Source organism: Methylomarinum sp. Ch1-1 (assembly GCF_030717995.2).
GTDB lineage: Bacteria > Pseudomonadota > Gammaproteobacteria > Methylococcales > Methylomonadaceae > Methylomarinum > Methylomarinum roseum.
In genome coordinates this window covers 1,909,869-1,930,456 of record NZ_CP157743.1, presented here as the reverse complement: position 1 = coordinate 1,930,456, position 20,588 = coordinate 1,909,869, and the positions used below count along the sequence as shown (strand labels likewise).

At 52.4% G+C, this 20,588-nt stretch carries 18 protein-coding genes; 15 read left to right on the top strand and 3 right to left on the bottom strand.

What is annotated here, in order from left to right; all coding sequences use genetic code 11:
* Positions 1–387 precede the first annotated feature (387 nt).
* The 15 genes from Q9L42_RS09115 to Q9L42_RS09045 all read left to right on the top strand — a co-directional run bounded on the left by Q9L42_RS09115 (position 388) and on the right by Q9L42_RS09045 (position 15,329).
* Complete coding sequence (locus Q9L42_RS09115; protein ID WP_305908756.1) at positions 388–1,200, top strand: formate/nitrite transporter family protein; 813 nt, start codon at positions 388–390, stop codon at positions 1,198–1,200.
* A 146-nt stretch (positions 1,201–1,346) separates the two neighbouring features.
* A complete protein-coding gene (locus tag Q9L42_RS09110; protein WP_305908757.1) occupies positions 1,347–3,074 on the top strand; it encodes a bifunctional protein-serine/threonine kinase/phosphatase in 1,728 nt (575 codons plus the stop codon).
* Between the two features lie 58 nt (positions 3,075–3,132).
* Positions 3,133–3,624: a cyanase gene (cynS, locus tag Q9L42_RS09105; RefSeq protein ID WP_305908758.1), complete on the top strand. Its 492-nt coding sequence runs from the start codon at positions 3,133–3,135 to the stop codon at positions 3,622–3,624.
* Positions 3,625–4,485: 861 nt separating this feature from the next.
* Positions 4,486–5,853, top strand: coding sequence for an L-lactate MFS transporter (locus Q9L42_RS09100; RefSeq protein WP_349432661.1), 1,368 nt, complete (start codon positions 4,486–4,488; stop codon positions 5,851–5,853).
* A gap of 48 nt (positions 5,854–5,901) precedes the next feature.
* Entirely contained in the window at positions 5,902–6,027 is a 126-nt protein-coding gene (locus Q9L42_RS09095; RefSeq protein ID WP_305908760.1) for an MFS transporter small subunit, read from the top strand.
* A gap of 509 nt (positions 6,028–6,536) precedes the next feature.
* Positions 6,537–7,748, top strand: coding sequence for a sialidase family protein (locus Q9L42_RS09090; RefSeq protein ID WP_305908761.1), 1,212 nt, complete (start codon positions 6,537–6,539; stop codon positions 7,746–7,748).
* Positions 7,745–8,230: a TlpA family protein disulfide reductase gene (locus Q9L42_RS09085; RefSeq protein ID WP_305908762.1), complete on the top strand. Its 486-nt coding sequence runs from the start codon at positions 7,745–7,747 to the stop codon at positions 8,228–8,230. The genes Q9L42_RS09090 and Q9L42_RS09085 overlap by 4 nt, the downstream gene beginning before the upstream one ends.
* A 586-nt stretch (positions 8,231–8,816) precedes the next feature.
* The gene (locus tag Q9L42_RS09080) at positions 8,817–9,719 is read left to right on the top strand and encodes a cation diffusion facilitator family transporter (RefSeq protein ID WP_305908764.1); all 903 of its coding nucleotides are present in this window, start codon (positions 8,817–8,819) and stop codon (positions 9,717–9,719) included.
* Between the two features lie 134 nt (positions 9,720–9,853).
* On the top strand, positions 9,854–10,639 hold the full coding sequence (locus Q9L42_RS09075) for a M48 family metallopeptidase (RefSeq protein ID WP_305908765.1): 786 nt from the start codon (positions 9,854–9,856) through the stop codon (positions 10,637–10,639).
* Positions 10,639–11,838, top strand: a complete 1,200-nt coding sequence (dapC, locus tag Q9L42_RS09070; RefSeq protein WP_305908766.1) for a succinyldiaminopimelate transaminase — start codon at positions 10,639–10,641, stop codon at positions 11,836–11,838. The genes Q9L42_RS09075 and dapC overlap by 1 nt, the downstream gene beginning before the upstream one ends.
* Positions 11,839–11,845: 7 nt before the next feature.
* The gene (gene dapD / locus Q9L42_RS09065; RefSeq protein WP_305908767.1) at positions 11,846–12,664 is read left to right on the top strand and encodes a 2,3,4,5-tetrahydropyridine-2,6-dicarboxylate N-succinyltransferase; all 819 of its coding nucleotides are present in this window, start codon (positions 11,846–11,848) and stop codon (positions 12,662–12,664) included.
* A 134-nt stretch (positions 12,665–12,798) separates the two neighbouring features.
* A complete protein-coding gene (locus Q9L42_RS09060) occupies positions 12,799–13,041 on the top strand; it encodes a hypothetical protein (protein ID WP_305908768.1) in 243 nt (80 codons plus the stop codon).
* Positions 13,042–13,043: 2 nt separating this feature from the next.
* Entirely contained in the window at positions 13,044–13,385 is a 342-nt protein-coding gene (locus tag Q9L42_RS09055; RefSeq protein ID WP_349432660.1) for an ArsC family reductase, read from the top strand.
* Positions 13,382–14,512 (top strand): succinyl-diaminopimelate desuccinylase, encoded by a 1,131-nt coding sequence (dapE, locus tag Q9L42_RS09050; RefSeq protein ID WP_349432659.1) that lies wholly within the window; start codon positions 13,382–13,384, stop codon positions 14,510–14,512. The genes Q9L42_RS09055 and dapE overlap by 4 nt, the downstream gene beginning before the upstream one ends.
* A gap of 85 nt (positions 14,513–14,597) precedes the next feature.
* On the top strand, positions 14,598–15,329 hold the full coding sequence (locus Q9L42_RS09045) for a TIGR00266 family protein (protein ID WP_305908770.1): 732 nt from the start codon (positions 14,598–14,600) through the stop codon (positions 15,327–15,329).
* 6 nt (positions 15,330–15,335) lie between these two features.
* Here Q9L42_RS09045 and Q9L42_RS09040 read toward each other — a convergent pair whose 3' ends face one another.
* The 3 genes from Q9L42_RS09040 to Q9L42_RS09030 all read right to left on the bottom strand — a co-directional run bounded on the left by Q9L42_RS09040 (position 15,336) and on the right by Q9L42_RS09030 (position 20,587).
* Positions 15,336–19,175, bottom strand: coding sequence for an EAL domain-containing protein (locus tag Q9L42_RS09040; protein ID WP_349432658.1), 3,840 nt, complete (start codon positions 19,173–19,175; stop codon positions 15,336–15,338).
* Positions 19,176–19,510: 335 nt separating this feature from the next.
* The gene (locus tag Q9L42_RS09035; RefSeq protein ID WP_305908774.1) at positions 19,511–20,008 is read right to left on the bottom strand and encodes a HugZ family protein; all 498 of its coding nucleotides are present in this window, start codon (positions 20,006–20,008) and stop codon (positions 19,511–19,513) included.
* A 15-nt stretch (positions 20,009–20,023) separates the two neighbouring features.
* Positions 20,024–20,587 carry a DNA-3-methyladenine glycosylase I gene (locus Q9L42_RS09030; protein ID WP_305908775.1) on the bottom strand — a complete coding sequence of 188 codons (564 nt, stop codon included), beginning with the start codon at positions 20,585–20,587 and terminating at the stop codon, positions 20,024–20,026.
* Position 20,588: the final 1 nt, after the last annotated feature.

The following is a 20,588-nucleotide window of genomic DNA, read 5'->3' as shown; positions in this document are numbered from 1 at the left end:
ATTGAGTTAGGCGCTACCCACCTAGAAATTTAACGATTTCGCACCAAACATTAACCAAATCGATTCAAAATGGTGCAAAACAGTTCAAATTTCCCTCGAATGCTCCCATTATTCGCCTGTCAAAGGCTGGCATGATCCCTGCTATCGTTATTCTGAATTCCAATGTCGGAATTCTCCTAATTTTTCGAATTCCAACGCCGGAATTCTCTACAGCCAGCCGTCGAAACTCGGTCTTCAGCGGCCGATGCCTTTTTGTCTGGATTTCCCTATGTGAAACGACGGTCACCATTATTTTCTAGCAGATCAATAGATCTAAGAACAACACGAAGGCCTTCAGCGCTGTATGACTGATCCGGTAATTGAAACACTCACAGAAAGAGGTGAATTATGTCTTATTTAGTCCCTGCAGAATTCGTTACGAAGATGGTGGATGCCGGTGAATCCAAAATCTATATGTCGACACGTGACACGATAATTAGAGCGTTTATGGCCGGAGCGATCCTTGCATTGGCTGCGGTATTTGCGATTTCGGTCACTGTCCAAACAGGCTATCCTATCATTGGCGCCATTCTGTTCCCGGTTGGTTTTTGCATGCTGTATTTACTCGGCTGCGACCTGTTGACCGGTGTTTTTGTGCTAACGCCGCTGGCTTGGCTGGATAGACGTCCCGGCGTGACTCTTGGCGGCGTATTCAGAAACTGGGGACTGGTTTTTATCGGCAATTTCCTGGGAGCGCTGACGGTGGCGTTAATGATGTCCATTGTCTTTACCTATGGTTTCTCCACCGAACCCAATGCAGTCGGCCAAAAAATCGCCACCATCGGCGAAGGACGCACCGTCGGTTACGCCAAATACGGGGCGGCCGGGATGTTGACTCTGTTTATCAGGGGGATGCTGTGTAACTGGATGGTCTCGACCGGTGTGGTCGGAGCCATGATTTCCACCACGGTCAGTGGCAAGGTCATCGCCATGTGGATGCCGATCATGCTGTTCTTCGGCATGGCTTTCGAGCATTCCGTCGTCAACATGTTTCTGTTTCCATCGGGCCTGATCATGGGCGGCAACTTCTCGATCATGGATTATTTGATCTGGAACGAGATTCCGACCGTGCTCGGCAACTTGGTCGGTGGACTGGCCTTTACCGGATTGACTTTATATGCGACTCACGCCAGAACGGCTCCGAAACGCGCCCTTGCCTAACAACAACGCAAACGAATGAGCTCCATGATTTAATCGTAGACCAGGGGGCGCGGCAGCGTTCCCTGACAAATTGCTGAAACACTTAACGGCTATCGCGGCAACATGATCTACAGAACAGCACATCCGTGGACGTCAGTACACATCCTATGTCCAATCAATTAACAATCTCCGTGGGCCAATACTCCGCTAAAGGCCGCAAAGAAACCAATCAGGATTTTCACGGCGTTTATATTCCCGAAGAACCGCTGTTGCATACGAAAGGAATTGCCATCGCGCTGGCCGACGGCATCAGCAGCAGCGACGTCAGTCAGATCGCCAGCGAAGCCGCAGTCACTGGGTTTTTAACCGATTATTTTTGCACCTCGGAAGCTTGGTCGGTCAAAAAATCGGTGCAACGGGTTTTGATCGCGACCAATTCCTGGTTATATGCGCAGACTCGGCAAGGGCTGTATCCTTATGAAAAAGACCGGGGCTATGTCTGTACTTTCAGCGCTCTGGTTCTCAAGTCGACTTCCGCCTATCTATTTCATGTGGGCGACGCCCGCATCTACCGCTTGCAGGGCAATTCATTGGAGCAATTGACCGACGACCACCGGCTTTGGGTTGGTCAAGATAAAAGCTATTTGAGCCGCGCCTTGGGCATAGCCTCTCATATTGAAATCGATTACCAAACGCTGCCGTTGGAGAAGAGCGATATCTTTTTATTGGCGACGGACGGTGTCTACGAATATGTGTCGTCCAACTTCATCATCACCCAACTCGAGGAACATCGACATGATTTGGATACCTGCGCAAAAACGATTGCAAACGAAGCTTATCGACTCGGGAGCACCGACAACCTGACTATTCAACTGGTCAGAACCGAAGACTTGCCCGCGGTGGATGCCGACGAGTCTTATCGGCAATTGACCGGGCTGCCGTTCCCGCCGATATTACAAGCTCGGATGGAATTCGATGGCTACACCATCGTCAGGGAAATCCATGCCAGCAGCCGAAGCCATGTTTATTTGGCTGTGGACAATGACACCGGGATACAGGTCGTTATCAAGGCGCCATCGATCGATCTTCGGGACGACCAGGCTTATCTGGAAGGTTTTTTGCTGGAAGACTGGATCGCCCACCGCATCGACAGTCCCTTTGTCCTGAAACCGTGTGAGCAGACCCGGAAACATAACTTTATTTATATCACCACAGAATACATTGAAGGACGCACCTTAACCCAGTGGATGATAGACAACCCGAGACCCGAACTGGAAACCGTGCGCGGAATCGTCGAACAAATCGCCAAGGGACTGCGCGCTTTTCACCGCTTGGAAATGCTGCATCAAGACCTAAGGCCTGACAATATCCTGATCGATAAAACCGGCACGGTAAAGATCATCGATTTCGGTTCGACTCGGGTGGCCGGCTTGGAGGAAATATCCACCGCCATCATACGGAACCCTATCCCCGGCACGGCGCAATACACCGCCCCTGAATATTTCCTCGGCGCAAGCGGGACGCCCTGTTCCGATTTGTTTTCCCTGGGTGTCATTACTTATCAAATATTGACCGCTAAGCTGCCTTACGGCGTTGAAGTAGTCAAAGCACGGTCGCGGGCCGCCCAGAACAAATTACGCTACCGCACCATCGTTGGCGCCGACAGTGAAATCCCAGCTTGGATAGATGACGCCATCAGTAAAGCGGTACATCCAAACCCTTACAAACGCTACCAGGAATTATCCGAATTCATCCATGATCTGCGCCGCCCAAACCGAGTCTTTCTGCATAAAATCCGGCCGCCTTTGATGGAACGCAATCCTGTGGTGTTTTGGCAAGGCGTTTCCCTGATTCTGACCCTTATCCTCTTCTCTTTATTGATAAAGCAAGAATAACGATAAGATTTAGCATAGTAAACAACCCGATCGATTAACATTCCACGAGGAAACCAACATGCAAACAAAACCCGCGCAAACTCCATCCTTCAGCAAAGCCGATTCGGTGCTGAGCAAAGAACAAATGACCGATCTGATAGTTTCGGCCAAGGTAAAAAAACAACTCACCTGGCAAGCCATCGCCGAACAACTCGGCGTCGATGAAGTCTGGCTGGCCTCGGCCTGTTTAGGCATGAACAGCATGAAAACGGAACCGGCCGCCAAGTTGTGCGCCGTGCTCGGACTAGGGCCGGAGGTGCAATCGGCGCTGGAAGTGTTCCCGAACAAAACCTGGTCCTTTCATATCCCCCAGGACCCATTGATCTACCGGCTTTACGAAATAGTCGGCGTCTATGGCGAGACGCTGAAAGAAATCGTCCACGAAAAATTCGGCGACGGCATCATGAGCGCGATCGACTTCAGCATGAACGTCGACAAAGAAGAAAATCCAGCCGGTGACCGTGTCGTGATCAAAATGAACGGTAAATTTCTTCCCTACAAATCCTGGTAACGAAGCGCCGACCACAAAGCGGGTCTAGCGCGCCACTATTTCTGCGAAAGCTTGTTTTGGGCATCCCAGCCCAAGCAAGCGGCAGAAATTACGTGGCGATTATTGCCTCCGGCGGCCCCGATTCGTCCTGCGTCCGTGCCACTTCGCCATATCATCGTAAACTCGATGCTGGCTCCGTCGCACTCCCACAAATGACTTGACGGCGTTTCGGGAGACCTTTTATTTTGTCTCCACCTTCGCTCTCGCTTCGATTCCGACAAAACAATCGGCCCTACGCCTATCGGGGACTAAAAATCTTCACTTCGCTGGCGCTCCGTTTCCAAGATTTTCAGCGTACGATGCGGCGAGCTTCTGAAAAAGCAGAAACGTAACTATTCATTATAGTTTTTTTTCAGAGGGAGTAGGTTATTGATTTATCGGGCTGTCTGCAACAGGATGTTGCAGTCAGAGCTTACACGGATGTATTCACGCGTCCCGAGAAATCAATGACCTGCTCCCTAAAGACTGCAAGACCCTGAATAGTTACGCCGAAACAATTGCTAGAGCCGTCTAACCCGCCGTTGGTGGCTTGACGTCCCCCCTCTGCCGTCAACATCCTCGCCAAACACACCCCAGGCCCTATCTGTTATCCAAATTGAGAATTGCTGAGGTTCCTTGAACAATTCCACAGTCTCAGCCGGAGTGGGTTAAAATACCGCGTTAATCGAAGATCTTGTACCCTTAAGCCCCATCGTTGTATATAAATTGCGGGATGTCTTAAATTTGCGTATAACGGCAAACCTGAAAGCGCCCGGCAACGATAAAGACGACACGCTCACATAAGCAAACCGACGACATAGATAAGGAAGGAGGAGTTCACCGATGTCTGGTTTTTTTTCATCACGGCGGGCGCTGGCCAAGCTCGGCTATAACCGCTGGATGGTCCCACCCGCTGCTTTGTCCATTCATTTGTGCATAGGCCAAGCCTATGCCTTCAGCGTTTTTAACGAACCATTGACGCGCGTCATCGGCATCGATGCTTCCGCTCCCGGAGACTGGAAACTGACGACGCTGGGCTGGATCTTCAGCCTGGCCATCGTCTTCTTAGGTCTGTCGGCCGCATTCGGCGGCAAATGGCTGGAAAAAGTCGGTCCCCGACTGACCATGTTTGTCGCCGCCTGTTGTTTCGGCGGCGGTTTTTGGGTGGCCGGGTTGGGCGTCTACCTGCATCAAATCTGGCTGGTCTATTTAGGCTACGGCGTCATCGGCGGTATCGGTCTGGGCTTGGGTTATGTCTCGCCGGTTTCGACGCTGATCAAATGGTTTCCGGACCGCCGCGGGCTGGCGACCGGCATGGCGATCATGGGCTTCGGCGGCGGTGCGATGATCGGCGCCCCACTGTCGGTCATGTTGATGGATCACTTCAAATCCGCGGTTTCGGTTGGCGTAATGGAAACATTTCTGGTCATGGGCGGCATTTATTTTCTATCCATGTTGATTGGCTCCATGACGATACGCACGCCGCCCGCCGACTGGAAACCGGAAGGTTGGACACCGCCGCCGGTGACCAACAAAATGATCACGCAAAACCATGTCCATATCGACCAGGCTCTGAAAACACCTCAATTTTATTTGCTTTGGCTGGTGTTGTGTTTGAACGTCACCGCCGGCATTGGCGTGCTCGGCCAGGCATCGGTGATGATTCAGGAAATGTTCAAAGGTAGTGTGACCGCCACCGCGGCGGCCGGCTTCGTCGGCCTGCTCAGCCTGTTTAATATGGGAGGGCGCTTTTTTTGGTCCTTCTCCTCTGATTATATCGGGCGAAAAAACACCTATTTCATCTTCTTCGCACTCGGCATCGCCTTGTATGCGGCAGTACCGTCCGCCGGCGCCGCCGGAAACATGCCACTGTTCGTGCTGTTGTATGCCTTGATTTTGAGCATGTATGGCGGCGGCTTCTCGACCATTCCCGCCTATCTGGCCGACATTTTCGGCACCCGTTATGTCGGCGGCATTCATGGCAGGCTGCTGACCGCCTGGGCCAGCGCCGGAATTTTCGGCCCGGTATTGGTCAATTACCTACGCGAGTTCCAGATCGAACAAGGGGTAGCCAGGGCCGATGCCTACAACATCACGATGTATATCATGGCCGGCATACTCGCCCTCGGCTTTCTCTGCAATCTGCTGATCAGGCCGGTGCACGAGAAACATCATATGCGTTCAGATGAAGTCGATGATCCAATCGTCTAGATCAATAACTATTCGCCGAACCGACAACCTTACTCATCACGAAACGACATGAATGATTCAACTAACGGTAAGAAACTCAATCCATGGCTGATTTTGTTCTGGCTTTATGTCACCGTTCCCCTGGTCTGGGGCATCTGGTCGACGTTGCAAAAAGCTCTGGCCTTGTTCAATTAACAATTCAATTTCCGCGTGCAGGATCATTTGAACGATAGCGCTCTACTCTTTTATGCCATTGACAGCGATGCTTATCATCGAACTATCTAACCAGCAATTCGAAATTTTGATAACAAAAAAGGCTTGGAATGTGTTTGGCGAGGCGTTCCTCGACAGACACACTCCAGGCCCTAAACAACACTAAAACGCCAGCAATTCCCAGTTTGAGCATTTTTGCTGTACTTAGGGCATGGGATGTGTCTGTCGAGGAGCGCCGTAAACCCATCCCTGGGGGCTTGACGGCAGCATCCTTGCTGCCGACATCCTCGCCAAACACACCCCATGCCCTTTTTGAACTCCAAATTGGGAATTGCTGCTAAAACGCTCAAACTGATGAATTGCTGCTATCTGGCATTCAACAGCAGGAACTTTTACACTATGCGTCGAAATACAAGATCTTGCGATCGCAATGAACTTCGCGATTCTTTTGATAACTAACATCTTTACTGTCATTGCCGTTTTGAGGTTCGATGAGTCCTTTGATTCGCTATAACAAATTGCATTCCAAACCAGCCGCGACCGTCATTACGTTGTTCATATTGCTGCTGCTCAACGCCTGTCAAACGCAAAACAACTCGCCCACGACCAGCGCTCCGCCGGCGCCGGTATTGCGTTCGACGGTGGCCGTCGCCTTCGCGCCTGACGGACGCTTATGGCGCCTGACCCCAACCCCAGATGCGGTGTATGTCGACTATTCCGACGACAACGGTCAGACTTTCAGTCCTCCGCAACAAGTCAACCCGGCGGCGCAGAAGATCAGCGTCTGGCCGGAAAACCCTCCCGCCATCGCCATCACCCGCTCCGGCCGTATCCACGTGCTTTACTATGCCGATGCCGCGCAAAAATCGACCAGTTTCTACAGTTATTCCGATGACGGCGGCAATACCTTCAGCCCACCGAAGTTGATCAGCGACCACGCCGATTCGGCTATGCATTATATGGATAAGATGTTGCTGGACAACGAAGACAAGGTTTATCTGTTCTGGCACGACCGCCGTCACGAACTGCTCGACCAACAACTGGGTTCCGGCGTGCTATCACTCTATTACGCCATCTCCGATAGTCAACATCCCGATTTCTACAATCGTTTCATCAGCAACGCCGTGTGTTCCTGCTGCCGTACCGCGACCGCATTGGCCCCTAACAATAAACCGGTGCTAATGGTGCGTATGGTGTTTCCTGACGGCGTTCGCGAACACGCGCTGATGCGCATGGATAAAACCGGCAAATGGTCGAAACCGATCCGTGTCACCGGCGACCACTGGACCATCGAAGCCTGCCCCGAGCATGGCCCCGCATTAGCGATCGACGACCGGGGCCGCGTCCATATGACTTGGTTTACCTTAGGCGATATCCGTCAAGGCATCTATTATGCGCAAACCGACGATTTCGGCGCCAAAGTCAGCGCACCGATGAAGCTGGGCGAGAGAGAGCGACTGCCCGGCCATCCCGATGTCCTGACCCTGAAGAACCGCGTGATCCTGACCTGGAAAGAATTCGACGGCAAACAAACCACTATTCAGATAAAGGAATCCGCCGACCGCGGCGCCAGCTGGTCTGATGCCAGAACGGTGTTTTCCACGAACGGCGAAAACGGTCATCCGAGCTTAATCAGCAACGGCCAAGACATCTTTCTGTCCTGGGTTTCCTCGGAACAGGGGCATCAAATCATCAAGCTATGAAAAATTTAACGTTAATATTTTGCCTGCTAAGTTCATTGTTTACCCCGCTAAGCCAAGGCGGAACTTTACCTTTACAGCCTTTCGGCCCAGGCAGCTATCAAACGATACTCGAACAGCAACAGAACCGTCCGCTGATGCTGGTGCTCTGGTCCCTGACTTGCTCTTCCTGCATGAAGGAAATGGGCATGCTGAAAAAAATCAGCGACCGACACCCCGAACTGACGATCGTCTTGATCTCGGTCGACGACTACTCCGAAGCCGAGCAAGTCCGTGCAATGCTGCAGAAAAACCAACTGAGCGAGATGAACAACTGGCTGTTCAGCGTAGGCAATTCCGCCCAATTACGCTATCAAATAGATCCCACCTGGTACGGCGAACTGCCGCGCACTTATTTCTATGATGCCGCCCACGACAGAACTGCCGTCAGCGGCGTGTTGTCAGCACAGGACTATGAGCGGCTGATAGCCGATATTTTGCCCTGATGACGGCATAGGCCGGACTATTTTTGAGTCGCCCGAATTCCTCAATCTCCATCCGGACTACCAGCAATTCCAAATTTTGATAACAAAAAAGGCTTGGAGTGTCAGGGTTACCACATTAAATGAATGAGTGGCAAAACAGAAAATTGACAACAAATACGCCAGGCAGAATAAGGATATGGACTCCTATCCGCTGCGCGTGATCCACCTCACGGGCCCTGCCTGCGGGTAGGATGTGTTGACGATAGGAAGCGCACCGGTTTTTGATGCGCTTCACGCTGTTCAGCACATCCGAAGGCAAGGTTACATTGGCATCGCAACCATAGGGTGATGATATAGAGTCGCCGCCAGGCAATCCGCCTGGATACGCACAACGGCCAATTTTGCCCCGGTGGCGGTTTTTGGCGGCTTGCTTCGCGAAGCCGCCCTACGATGCGGTAGGGTGTGCTGACGATAGGAAGCGCACCGTTTTTGATAAAATTACGCTGAATAATTACAGAAGATTTTTGGTTGGCGCCAAAAATGCGGCTATAGTTATTCATCGCTGCAGATCAATCCTTTCTTTAAACCATCGATCAGTTAAAACCACATGCCACACTCCAGTTCGTTAACGGCCATACTCTACGCGTTTTCCGCCAACCTGGGCATTGCTCTTGCCAAGACCTTTGCCGCATTGTGGACCGGCTCCGGCTCATTGCTGGCCGAGGCCATCCATTCCTTTGCCGATTGCGGCAACCAGGTGCTGTTGTTCGTCGGCATGACTCGCTCCGAAAAACAGGCGACGAAAAAACATCCGATGGGCTTCGGTCGTGAATCCTATATCTGGTCGATGATGGTCGCCTTCACCTTATTTTCGGTCGGCGGCGTGTTTTCGATCCATGAAGGTTGGCAGCGTTATACCAATCCGCATGAACTGGAAAATGCCGGCATCGCCGTCGTCATCCTATTGATCGCCTCTGGCTTGGAGTATTTCTCATTGAAAGGCGCATTGGCGGCGATGGCGCCTGAAAAAGGCGATCGCACCCTGTGGCAATGGTTCCGGGAAACCCATTCCAGCGAATTGATGGTGGTCATCGGCGAAGATTTGGCCGCGCTGGTCGGACTGCTGATCGCCTTGGTCATGCTCAGTTTGGCCTTGATCACCGGCAACACCGCCTTCGATGCGGCGGGCTCTATGCTGATCGGAATACTGTTGATTACCGTCGCGGTCTTGATCGGCAAGGAAGTCCATTCCCTGTTGCTCGGCGAAAGCGATGAAACGATCGGAATTGCCATCCGACAATACCTGGACAATCAACCGTGCATTTCGAAGGTCCTGAACCTATGGGCCATCAATCACGGCAACAGCGTCATGGTCGCGGTCAAGGCCGAATTTAAAGCGGACATGTCGGTTCATCAGGCGGCCAAGGAAATCAATATACTGGAAAAACAAATCAAGCTAAGCCACGACCGGGTAAAATGGATTTTCTTTGAAATCGACAACGCCGATTAAGCCGTCCTCACCGGGGCGACGCCACAGAACCTGCGCATGCTCTGCGCCGCCTACACACAACATTTTTCCCATCACCCGTCAAGTTACGTTAAAATAAGCGACTGATTCAATAGTCCGCTATATCCGGTAGTCATATGTTGCATAAATTCTTGCTGTCACTCGCCTGCGCCCTGACCCTAAGCGCCTGCGCCACCAGTCCGACAGGTCGATCGCAATTTATTTACATGCCTGACACCCAGATCAACCAAATGGGACTGCAGGCTTTCGACAATCTGAAATCCGAGAAAGCCCTCAGCAATAACAGCCGCTATATTCAATTCGCCGACTGCGTCGCCGAGGCTCTGGTTCACGAAGTAGGCGGCGACTGGGAAGTCGTCGTATTTCAGGATGATTCACTGAATGCCTTTGCCTTGCCCGGCAACAAGATCGGCGTCCATAGCGGCCTGATCGACCTGGTCGACAATCAAGACCAGCTGGCTGCGGTAATCGGCCATGAAATCGGCCATGTCATGGCCCGACACAGCAATGAAAGAATGTCTCAGGAAACCGCCGTCAATACCGGCATCGCGTTGATTCAGGCGGTCAGCGCACCGGAAACGGCGCTGGGTCAATCGGCGATCGGCTTGCTCGGTATCGGCGCGCAATACGGCATCATTCTGCCTTACAGCCGCACTCACGAAAGCGAAGCCGACATCATCGGCCTGGAGTTGATGGCCAAGGCCGGCTTCGATCCGCGTCATAGCATTACCCTCTGGCAAAAAATGGATGCGGCCGGCAACGGCCAAGCGCCGGCCGAGTTTCTGTCGACGCATCCGTCCCACGACACTCGTATCGAAGATCTTAACAAACATATGCCCAAAGCCCTGAAAGACTATCAGCAAGCCTTGTCGATCGGCAAACAACCGCGTTGCAGCAAATAATGAATCCACATCTCGAACATCTGCATCCCTACCCGTTTGAGAAGCTAAATCAACTCAAACAAGGCATTACCGCCCCTGCCGACAGGGATCATATCGCCTTATCGATCGGCGAACCCAAACATCCGACGCCGCATTTAATCCAGGAAGCACTGCTGACCCATCTGCATGGTTTAGGCAACTATCCGACCACCAAGGGCCTGCCGGAGCTGCGAACCAACATTGCCGACTGGATAGGCAAGCGTTTCGCCATCCCCGGCCACCTGATCGATCCCGAAACTCAAGTATTGCCGGTCAACGGCACCCGCGAGGCTCTGTTCTCCTTCGCCCAAGCGGTGATCGATCCGTCCGACAAAGCGCTGGTGGTGATGCCTAACCCTTTCTACCAGATATATGAAGGTGCGGCTTTGCTGGCCGGCGCGAAGCCTTATTATCTAAACACGACCGCAGAAAACGATTATTTACCGAATTTCGATGGCGTCCCCGAACATGTTTGGCAACGTTGCCAATTACTGTATCTCTGTTCGCCCGGAAATCCGACCGGCGCAGTGATCGGGCGCGAAACACATTTTAAGCTGTTGGAACTGGCGGAAAAATACGATTTCCTGATCGCCTCCGATGAGTGTTATACCGAAATATATCTTGATGAAAACCAGCCGCCTCAAGGCCTGCTGCAAAGCGCCTATCAAGCGGGCAACAAGACGTTCAAACGCTGCGTCATTTTTCAAAGCCTGTCGAAACGCTCCAATGCACCGGGCCTGCGCTCCGGCTTCGTCGCCGGCGATGCCGAGATACTAGCCAAGTATTTTCAATACCGTACCTATCACGGCTGCGCCATGCCGCTGCCGACTCAACGGGCCAGCATCGCCGCCTGGCAGGACGAAATTCACGTCCAAACAAATCGGCAACAATACCGAGAAAAATTCGATGCCTTTATCGACATCCTGTCACCGGTCTGTCAGATCGACAGACCGGCGGCCAGTTTTTATATCTGGCTGAAGACACCGATAGCCGATACCGAGTTTGCCCAACAGCTTTATGCCCAACAAAATGTGACGGTATTGCCCGGCAGCTATTTGTCACGGGACAGCGATGACGGCAATCCCGGTCAAAACCATGTCCGTATCGCGCTGGTGGCGCCCTTGGACGAATGCATCGACGCCGCCCAGCGCATTAAAAATTTCCTTCACACATTAAATTAAGAGAACGATGACTCAACTAGAAACACTGATAAACGACGCCTTTGAAAAACGCTCTGAAATCACCCCCACCAACGTCTCCGCCGAGATCCGCGAAGCAATAGAGGAATCGATCAATAGGCTGGATAACGGTTCCGCCCGAGTCGCCGAAAAAGTCGACGGCCAGTGGGTCGTCAACCAATGGCTGAAAAAGGCGGTGTTACTGTCATTCCGGATCAATGAAAACCGCGTCATGGACGGAGGAGTCAACCGTTATTACGACAAAGTCGAAACCAAATTCGCCACCTATACACCGGACGATTTCGCCAAGGCCGGCGTCCGTGTAGTGCCTAACGCCAATGCCCGCCATGGCTCCTATATTGCGCCGGGGGCGGTGCTGATGCCTTCCTATGTCAACATCGGCGCCTATGTCGATAGCGGCACGATGGTCGATACCTGGGTGACCGTCGGCTCCTGTGCGCAAATCGGCAAGAACGTGCATCTCTCCGGCGGCGTCGGCATCGGCGGCGTGCTGGAGCCGCTGCAAGCCGGCCCGACCATCATCGAAGACCATTGCTTCATCGGCGCACGCTCCGAAATCGTCGAAGGTGTTGTCGTCGAAGAAGGCTCAGTCATTTCGATGGGCGTTTACATCGGTCAAAGCACCAAGATTTACAACCGCGTCACCGGTGAAATCATCTATGGCCGCGTACCGGCCGGCTCCGTCGTCGTACCGGGCAGCCTGCCTTCCAAAGATGGCAGTCACAGCCTGTATTGTGCGGTCATCATCAAGCAGGTCGATGAAAAAACCCGCAGCAAAACCGGCATCAACGAGTTGTTGCGCGACTAATCTCATGCTGCCAACCGGGTAAAGATATCACCCACCCTGCGTCGGATACACTACGGTCTTGTGCCCCGTGGGTAATCCCGACGCAGGCATTTTGCATAGGGAGTGGACTCTCCCAAATACACTATCCCCTTCCCATGACCGAAACCATCTCCAGCAATGCGATGATCTACGCCATCCTGGCGCTGAATAGCGAAATCGAACTCCAGAAAGAATATATCGATTCCCCCGAACTCGCCGCCGACGAACGTGATAACGAAGAGGAAATCCTCGGTGATATGGAACAGGCCTTCATGGAGTTTCTCGGCCTCTATAAATCGCGTTGTAAGAAAGACAAAACCCTGCCATCGATCGACGAATTATTAACCAGTAAACTGTAATCATGCACACTTTATATGGCATCAAAAACTGCGACACCGTCAAAAAAGCGCGTAAATGGCTGGACGAACACCACATCGAATACCGCTTTCACGATTATCGGGCCGATGGTCTGAACGCGCAGTTATTGCAACACTTCAGTTCGACGCTAGGCTGGGAAGCGATGCTGAATAAACGCAGCACCAGTTGGCGACAACTGAACGATGCGCAAAAAAACAACCTGAGCGAACCGACGGCATTACAGCTGATGCTGGAAACCCCGACGCTGATCAAACGGCCGATTCTGGACACCGGCGAGCAATTGCTGATCGGTTTTAACGCGGAACACTATCAACAAGCATTATGAGCGACACACTGGAACTGTTAAAAGACCTGATCCGCCGTCCCTCGGTGACGCCCGAGGACGCCGGTTGCCAGGACATGTTGATCGAACGACTGAGCAAACAAGGCTTTAAAAGCGAACGCCTCGATTTCGCCGACACCCGCAACATCTGGTTGCGCCGTGGCGACGTCAAACCGCTATTGACCTTTCTCGGTCATACCGACGTGGTTCCCCCCGGTCCGTTGGAGGCCTGGCAGTCGCCGCCGTTCGAGCCGACCCTACGCGACGGAAAGCTCTTTGGCCGTGGCGCGGCCGACATGAAAGGCAGCATCGCCGCATTTGTCACCGCGCTGGAGCGTTTTCTCGCCGACCACCCCGAGCATCGAGGCTCCATCGCTATCATGTTGACCAGCGACGAAGAAGGCATCGCTACCGATGGCGTGGTCAAGGTGATCGACGTCTTGGAACGGCGTAACGAAAAAATAGACTGGTGCCTGGTCGGCGAACCGTCCAGCGACAAACAAATCGGCGATGTCATTCGCGTCGGCCGGCGCGGTTCGTTGTGCGCCAAAATGACCGTTCACGGCATTCAAGGCCATGTAGCCTACCCGGACATCGCCGAAAACCCTATTCACACCCTGGCGCCGGCGCTGAAGGAACTGACCGAAGAAGTTTGGGATCGCGGCAATCGTTTTTTTCCACCGACCAGCTTGCAAGTCTCAAATATCAACGGCGGCACCGGCGCGGAAAACATCATTCCCGGCGAGGTCGAGGTGCAGTTCAATCTGCGTTTCTGCACCGAACTCGATGAAGACACGATAAAACGCCGTGTGCATGCCATATTGGACAAACATAAGCTGAACTATAGTCTGCAATGGCGTTTGTCCGGCAATCCTTTCTTAACCTCTCAGGGCGAGCTGATCGAGGCCGCGCACGCGGCGGTCACCAAAGTCACCGGCCGGGAAACACTCGACGATACCGGCGGCGGCACTTCGGACGGCCGCTTCATCGCCCCGACCGGCGCCCAGGTCATCGAATTGGGACCGGTGAACGAAAGCATCCATAAGGTCAATGAGAATATCGACTTGGAAGACCTAGAAGTACTCAGTCAAATCTACGAAACCATGTTGATCGAGTTATTGGTTAAATAATCAAATCGCCCCTACATTTTTGTCGGGTTACGGCTAACGCGTAATCCGATCTACGAAGCTCTTTTAACGTCAAGCGAGGTGACACATGCGCTGCCACGAAGTAGACTACAAAATCATCGGACACGATATCCAAATGCTCGAAATCGCGCTGGATCCCTACGAAACGGTGATCGCCGAAGCGGGCGCGATGACCTATCTCGAACAGGACATCGATTTCGATACCAAGATGGGGGACGGCACCGAAGGCGTGATGGGCAAGCTATGGGGGCTCGGCAAACGCATGCTGACCGGCGAATCGATTTTCTTGACCCACTTTCATAATGAAGGCGCAGAGACCCGCCACGTCGGCTTTGCCGCGCCCTTTCCGGGTTCGATTATTGCGTTGAATCTGGCCGAATTGGGCGAGGAAGTCATCTGTCAAAGAGATTCATTCCTGGCCGCCGCCTTCGGCACCGAGGTCGATATCGCCTTTCACAAGCGTCTGGGCAGCGGCTTTTTCGGCGGCGAAGGCTTCATATTGCAACGTCTGCGCGGCGACGGCCTGGCCTTTGTCCATGCCGGCGGCACAGTGGTCCGTAAGGAACTGCACGACGAGACGCTACGTCTGGATACCGGCTGTCTGATTGGCTTCAGCGGCGATATCGATTACGACATCGGCCTCAGCGGCGGCTTAAAAAGCATGTTTTTCGGCGGCGAAGGCATGTTTCTGGCCACGCTAAAAGGCACGGGTTCGGTCTGGATTCAAAGCATGCCGTTCTCGCGACTGGCGGAAGGCATATTGAGCCATGCGGTCGCCAGCGATCAGGGCGAATCGTAGCGCTGACTACGGCTCGTCCTGCAGAGAAGCGGCGACCAGACGACGGTGCGATTGTATCATTAACCGGTCAGCCGCAACCGGCGGACTGAAAAAATAACCCTGAAAATTGCGACAGCCCTTGTCTTGCAAAAAATCCATCTGCGCCTGCGTTTCCACGCCTTCGGCAATGACATTAAGGCCCATATTTTTGGCCATGTTAATAATCGTCTCGACAATCACCGCATCATTGAGGTCACTGACGATGTCCCTGACGAAACTCTGATCTATTTTCAGCTGGCTGAGCGGCAATTGTTTTAAATAAGACAGTGATGAATAACCGGTGCCGAAATCATCGATCGATATTTCGATCCCCATGTTCTTCAAAGCCCGCATCTTTTCAATGGTGTCTTCGATGTTCTCTATCACACAACCTTCGGTCAATTCGATCATTAAACGCTTAGCCGAGACGCCGGCATCGGCCAAGGCCTTTTCGACCTGCTCGACAAAGTCGGTTTGCCTGAATTGTCTGGAACTGACATTCACCGCCACATGATCCAACACCTTGCCCTGCTCATCCCAGCATTTAATCTGTCGGCAGGCTTCTTTCAACACCCATTGCCCGACCAATAAAATCAACTGCGTCTCTTCGGCGACCGGAATGAACTCGGCCGGTGAAATCATGCCTTTTTCCGGATGCCGCCAACGTATCAGCGCTTCGGCGCTGATCACCTCTCCCAAGCGGTCCACCTGAGGCTGATAAAACAAGACAAATTCCCCGCGCTCTATCGCATGGCGCATTTCTTTTTCCAGAATCAGACGACGGTCCGCCTGCTCCTGCATGCTGGGACGAAAAAAACTGATGCCATTACGGCCCATTTCCTTGGCTCTATACATCGCGGTATCGGCCTGTTGAATCACCGCGCCCGGCTGATCGGTGCTATCCGGATAAATGGAAATGCCGATGCTGGTGGAAAAATGATGCGGACTACCCAATAAGCTAAAAGGCTGGTTAATGGTTTCCCTGATTCTTTCCGCCAGGTCGGCCGCCTGATCGGTCGCCTGCGCCAGGCTTAGCGAATGCGCCGACACCAAGACGATGAATTCATCGCCGCCCAGCCGACAGGCAGTGTCCTCTTCGCGCAACAGCTTATTAATGCGTTGCGAGACCTGTATCAACAATTCATCTCCGACTTGGTGTCCCATCGAATCATTGAGGCGCTTAAAATGATCCAGATCGAGAAAAAATAACGCGCCGAAATACCGATGTCTCTTCGCCGAGACGATTTCATGCTTCAGCCTGTCCAATAACAAACGTCTATTCGGCAGGCCGGTCAGCGGGTCATAAAAAGCCAGGTCATGAATTTCCTTTTCCGCCGCTTTTTTTTCGGTGATGTCCGAAAAGATGGCGACATAATGACTGACGATGTCGTCTTCATTCTTGACCGCCGTCACCATCATCCATTCAGGATAGACCTCGCCGTTTTTGCGCCGATTCCAGATCTCCCCCTGCCAACGCCCTTCATGTTTTAGAGTCTTGAACATCTGCCGGTAAAAACTCGGCTCATGATGACCGGACGACAATATTCTGGGATTTTGACCGACCGCCTCGCTTTCGCTATAACCGGTGATATTGCTGAATGCCTCGTTGACCCGCAGTATCGTCCCCTCGCGGTCGGTGACGACTATCGCCTCGTGCGATTGAAACGTGGTCGCAGCGATGCGCTGCTCGCTTTCATTATTTTTCCACTCAATCGCGATCGCCACTAATTGCGCCATCCTTTTGATGAAAGCCAAATCCTCCGCATTAGGCGCCTGTGGTTGCCGATAATAGATGGCAAACGTGCCCAACACATTATTCTTTGACGAAATCACCGGTTCCGACCAACAGGCTCTCAGTTCCGTCTGCGATAGCAGACTGTTAAATTCTCGCCAGAACGGATGCTTGAGTATGTCCTCGACGATAACGGTTTGTTTTCTGTAAGCGGCCGTCCCGCAAGCCCCAACGCCTTCCCCAATGACGATGCCGTCGATGGCCTTGACATAAAAAGCCGGCAAGCTCGGCGAGGCGCCATTGTACAAACAGCGTTTATTGCTATCCAACAGTAAAATCGAACACAACATATCCGAATGCTGCTGCTCGACATCGAGGGCGATACGCTGCAACACATGGTTCAGCGAGTCGCCTTTGGCCAACTGTTCCAGTACGCGAGTCCTGCTGCCCTGCTCGATCTGCAACTTGTGGCGTTTCGCCATTTCCTGGTTGAGATGCTGATTGACGCACTCCAAATCACGAGTCTTGATATTGACCAGCTCTTCGACCCTGGCCGCCCTCCCGGTCAACAGCATCAGCCCCAGGCCAGTCAGGCTAGTCAGCATCAAGCCGCCCAACAACAACCACCAAGTCGCCCAAGATTGTTGACTGGAGTAGAAATCCCGGGAAGCTCGATAACGGACCTGCCAAGTGTGTCCGGCCAAATGAATCGGCAAGCCTTGTTCTAGATTGCTGAAGCTCAGTCGGTTTTCCGGTTCGCGAGTCGGTGAACTGTAGAGCAGCCGCCCATCATCATTAATGGTCAGCACCAACTCCACATCGGCAACTTGACTAATAACCTTGGTCAAAATGTCTTCGATACGAATGGCGCAAGCGACGAAGCCGGTAAAGAATCGGCGCTTTTGTGCGACGCTCTCCAATGGCGCATTTTTTTGATAAACCGGCGCATAAATCACGATACTGTGCTTTACCTGCCGGTCTTGCACCAATTTAATTCTCGGTGTCGCCCTAGCTTCACCGCTGTCGATGACTTGTCTTAACGTCTGTCGAACCCCAGGATTAGAATTGATATCGAACCCCAACGCGCGCCCATTGCTTTCCTCGGGAGCCACATAATAGATCGGAAAATAAGAGTCGCGCTGTCCTGCGGCATGCAAATTTTGCTGTTCGTCTTGCTCGTAAATCAGAAAGCGCTCTTCGGTTTGCAATCTAATCCGCTCGCCGGCCGATATCGCAGGAATCCAGCTCAACGCCTGTATACTTTTGTACCTAGCCAGAATTGGCCGGGTGAAATGAGCGAATTCATGTCGTTCTATATGCTTAGAACTGTCGAACAAGCTCTTCAGCACCTCGATAATTTCGACATGACCGCTCACTTCTTCTTGCAAGGCGCCGTGTAAGCGAGCGACTTGACGTTGAAACTTTCCCGCCACCCTGTCCTGTTCGAACATTTGACTATATTGAAAAGCCGCCATGACGATGATCAACAAGGCTAACAACGGATAGGCGATGAAATTACGGCGCACCTTCCAGAATCCGCCGGACCTCGGGGAAAACAACAAGAGCAAAGGCGTGAAAATCGTCACGCCTATGCTGTCGCCGACCCACCAGATACCCCAACCGACCCAGACATCATCGGCCACGATAATGTTCCTAAAATACAACATCGCGATGCCAATGCTAGCGGATACGGTGCAACTGACCGGCCCACCCAATAGCAAGAAGCGCAGAATCTTTTTGTCTTCAACCAAAGGATCGTGTTCGCCGACAAAGCGTTTGATCAACGTCACTCCCAGTAGCGCCTGCAGACATGACCCGAAAGCGGCTATCAAACCGACCATGACCGAGACGAATCCCTTGTCAAAACTGGAAAAATCCTGAAACGCATAAACCTGAGCCGCAAAAGCGCCCAGGAAAATACCGGGTATCAGCTTTTTACCGTGAAGCAAAATGCCCGCCAACGCGATACCGGCGGCTGGCCAGATGGGGCTGGCATTGCTCGGCGGCGCCGCCAATAACGTGCCAAAATAACCACCCGCGAAATAAGCCAGAGCGTAGGTGAGATTAAGAATCAGAAATTGAATGCGGATTTGCATGATTGATGCTAGTGCGGCGCTAAGCCAGTCGGTAAAAATTCGCCGCAGGATAAAAAGTCTGAAGATACAACACAATAAATAAAACCTGCCAATAATCAAAGAGGGAACGACCAGAGGAGTTATTACCCCGCATTTGATACACGCCTGTTGGCCATTATAGCAGTCACAAAACGAGCCTTGAGAAAATATGCAAGTTCGCAGCAATTCCCATTTGGATCGCAAAGAGGGCTGGGGTGTGTTTGGCGAGGATGTCGACGGCAGGGATAACGCCGTCAAGCTCCCATGGCCCTGAACACCGCTAAAACGCTCAAACAGGAAATTATTGGCAAGCTCGGTTAACGTCCGTTTTTCATTAACATTAACTTTCCCGTTTCGACTTCGACGGCATAGGCTTTACCGAATCCGGCAATATATTGACCGCGCAACGCTTCTAATTGCAACAGATGGAAATCATTTAGCGAGCGCAGCAACGCAACCGTTTCACCGAATTTATCCTGCAAGGCCTGTAATTGCCGTTGATAAAGCGCCTGTTCCGGGCTAATTTCCTGAACCCGGCAATTAAAAACAACCCTTTCGCGGGCAAATAGATTATCGCTGTCGGTTTCCGGACGAATAAACATCACCGAAGCCTGCAAGGTCGTCAGCATATTGGTGGTATGCCTGGCTAATTCGCTGACAAAAACATAGAATTTCAGCCCGTCGCGAACATAAGGCGCATAGCTGATTTCGGCGCCCTGCTGCTGCGAATAGCTAGACAACAACAAGGTCTGGCTTTCCTCTAGCAAACCGACATAGGCCGATGACGGAGGATCTTGACGGGGAATATGGGGCATGAGCTGATAAAAAGGCTAGTGAGACAATTCCCGATGACGATAACAAGCGACGACATGGTCGTTGACCATGCCGACGGCCTGCATGAAAGCATAGCAAATTGTCGGACCGACGAAGCTAAAGCCTTTTTGTTTAAGACTCCTGCTCATTTGTTCCGATTCGGGACTCAACGCCGGCATCCGCTCCAAACTGGGCAAAAGATTTTGTCGAGTTTCCCCGCCGACAAACTGCCAGATATATTGATCGAAACTGCCATATTGCTGTTGCACTTCGAGAAAACAACGGGCATTGTTGATCGCCGAGCGCAGCTTCATCTTGTTGCGGATGATACCGGGATTTTGCAATAATTGCTGCAAGGACTCCTCGCCGTATGCGGCGATGGTATTTGCATCAAAATTCGCCAGGGCCGCCCGATACGCTTCCCGTTTATTCAGTATCGTGCGCCAACTCAACCCCGCCTGCGCGCCTTCGAGGATCAGGAATTCGAATAGCAACCGGTCATCATGGACCGGCACGCCCCATTCCCGGTCGTGATACTGCTCTTCTATAGGCGACGCCAGCGCCCAAGCGCATTTATGCATC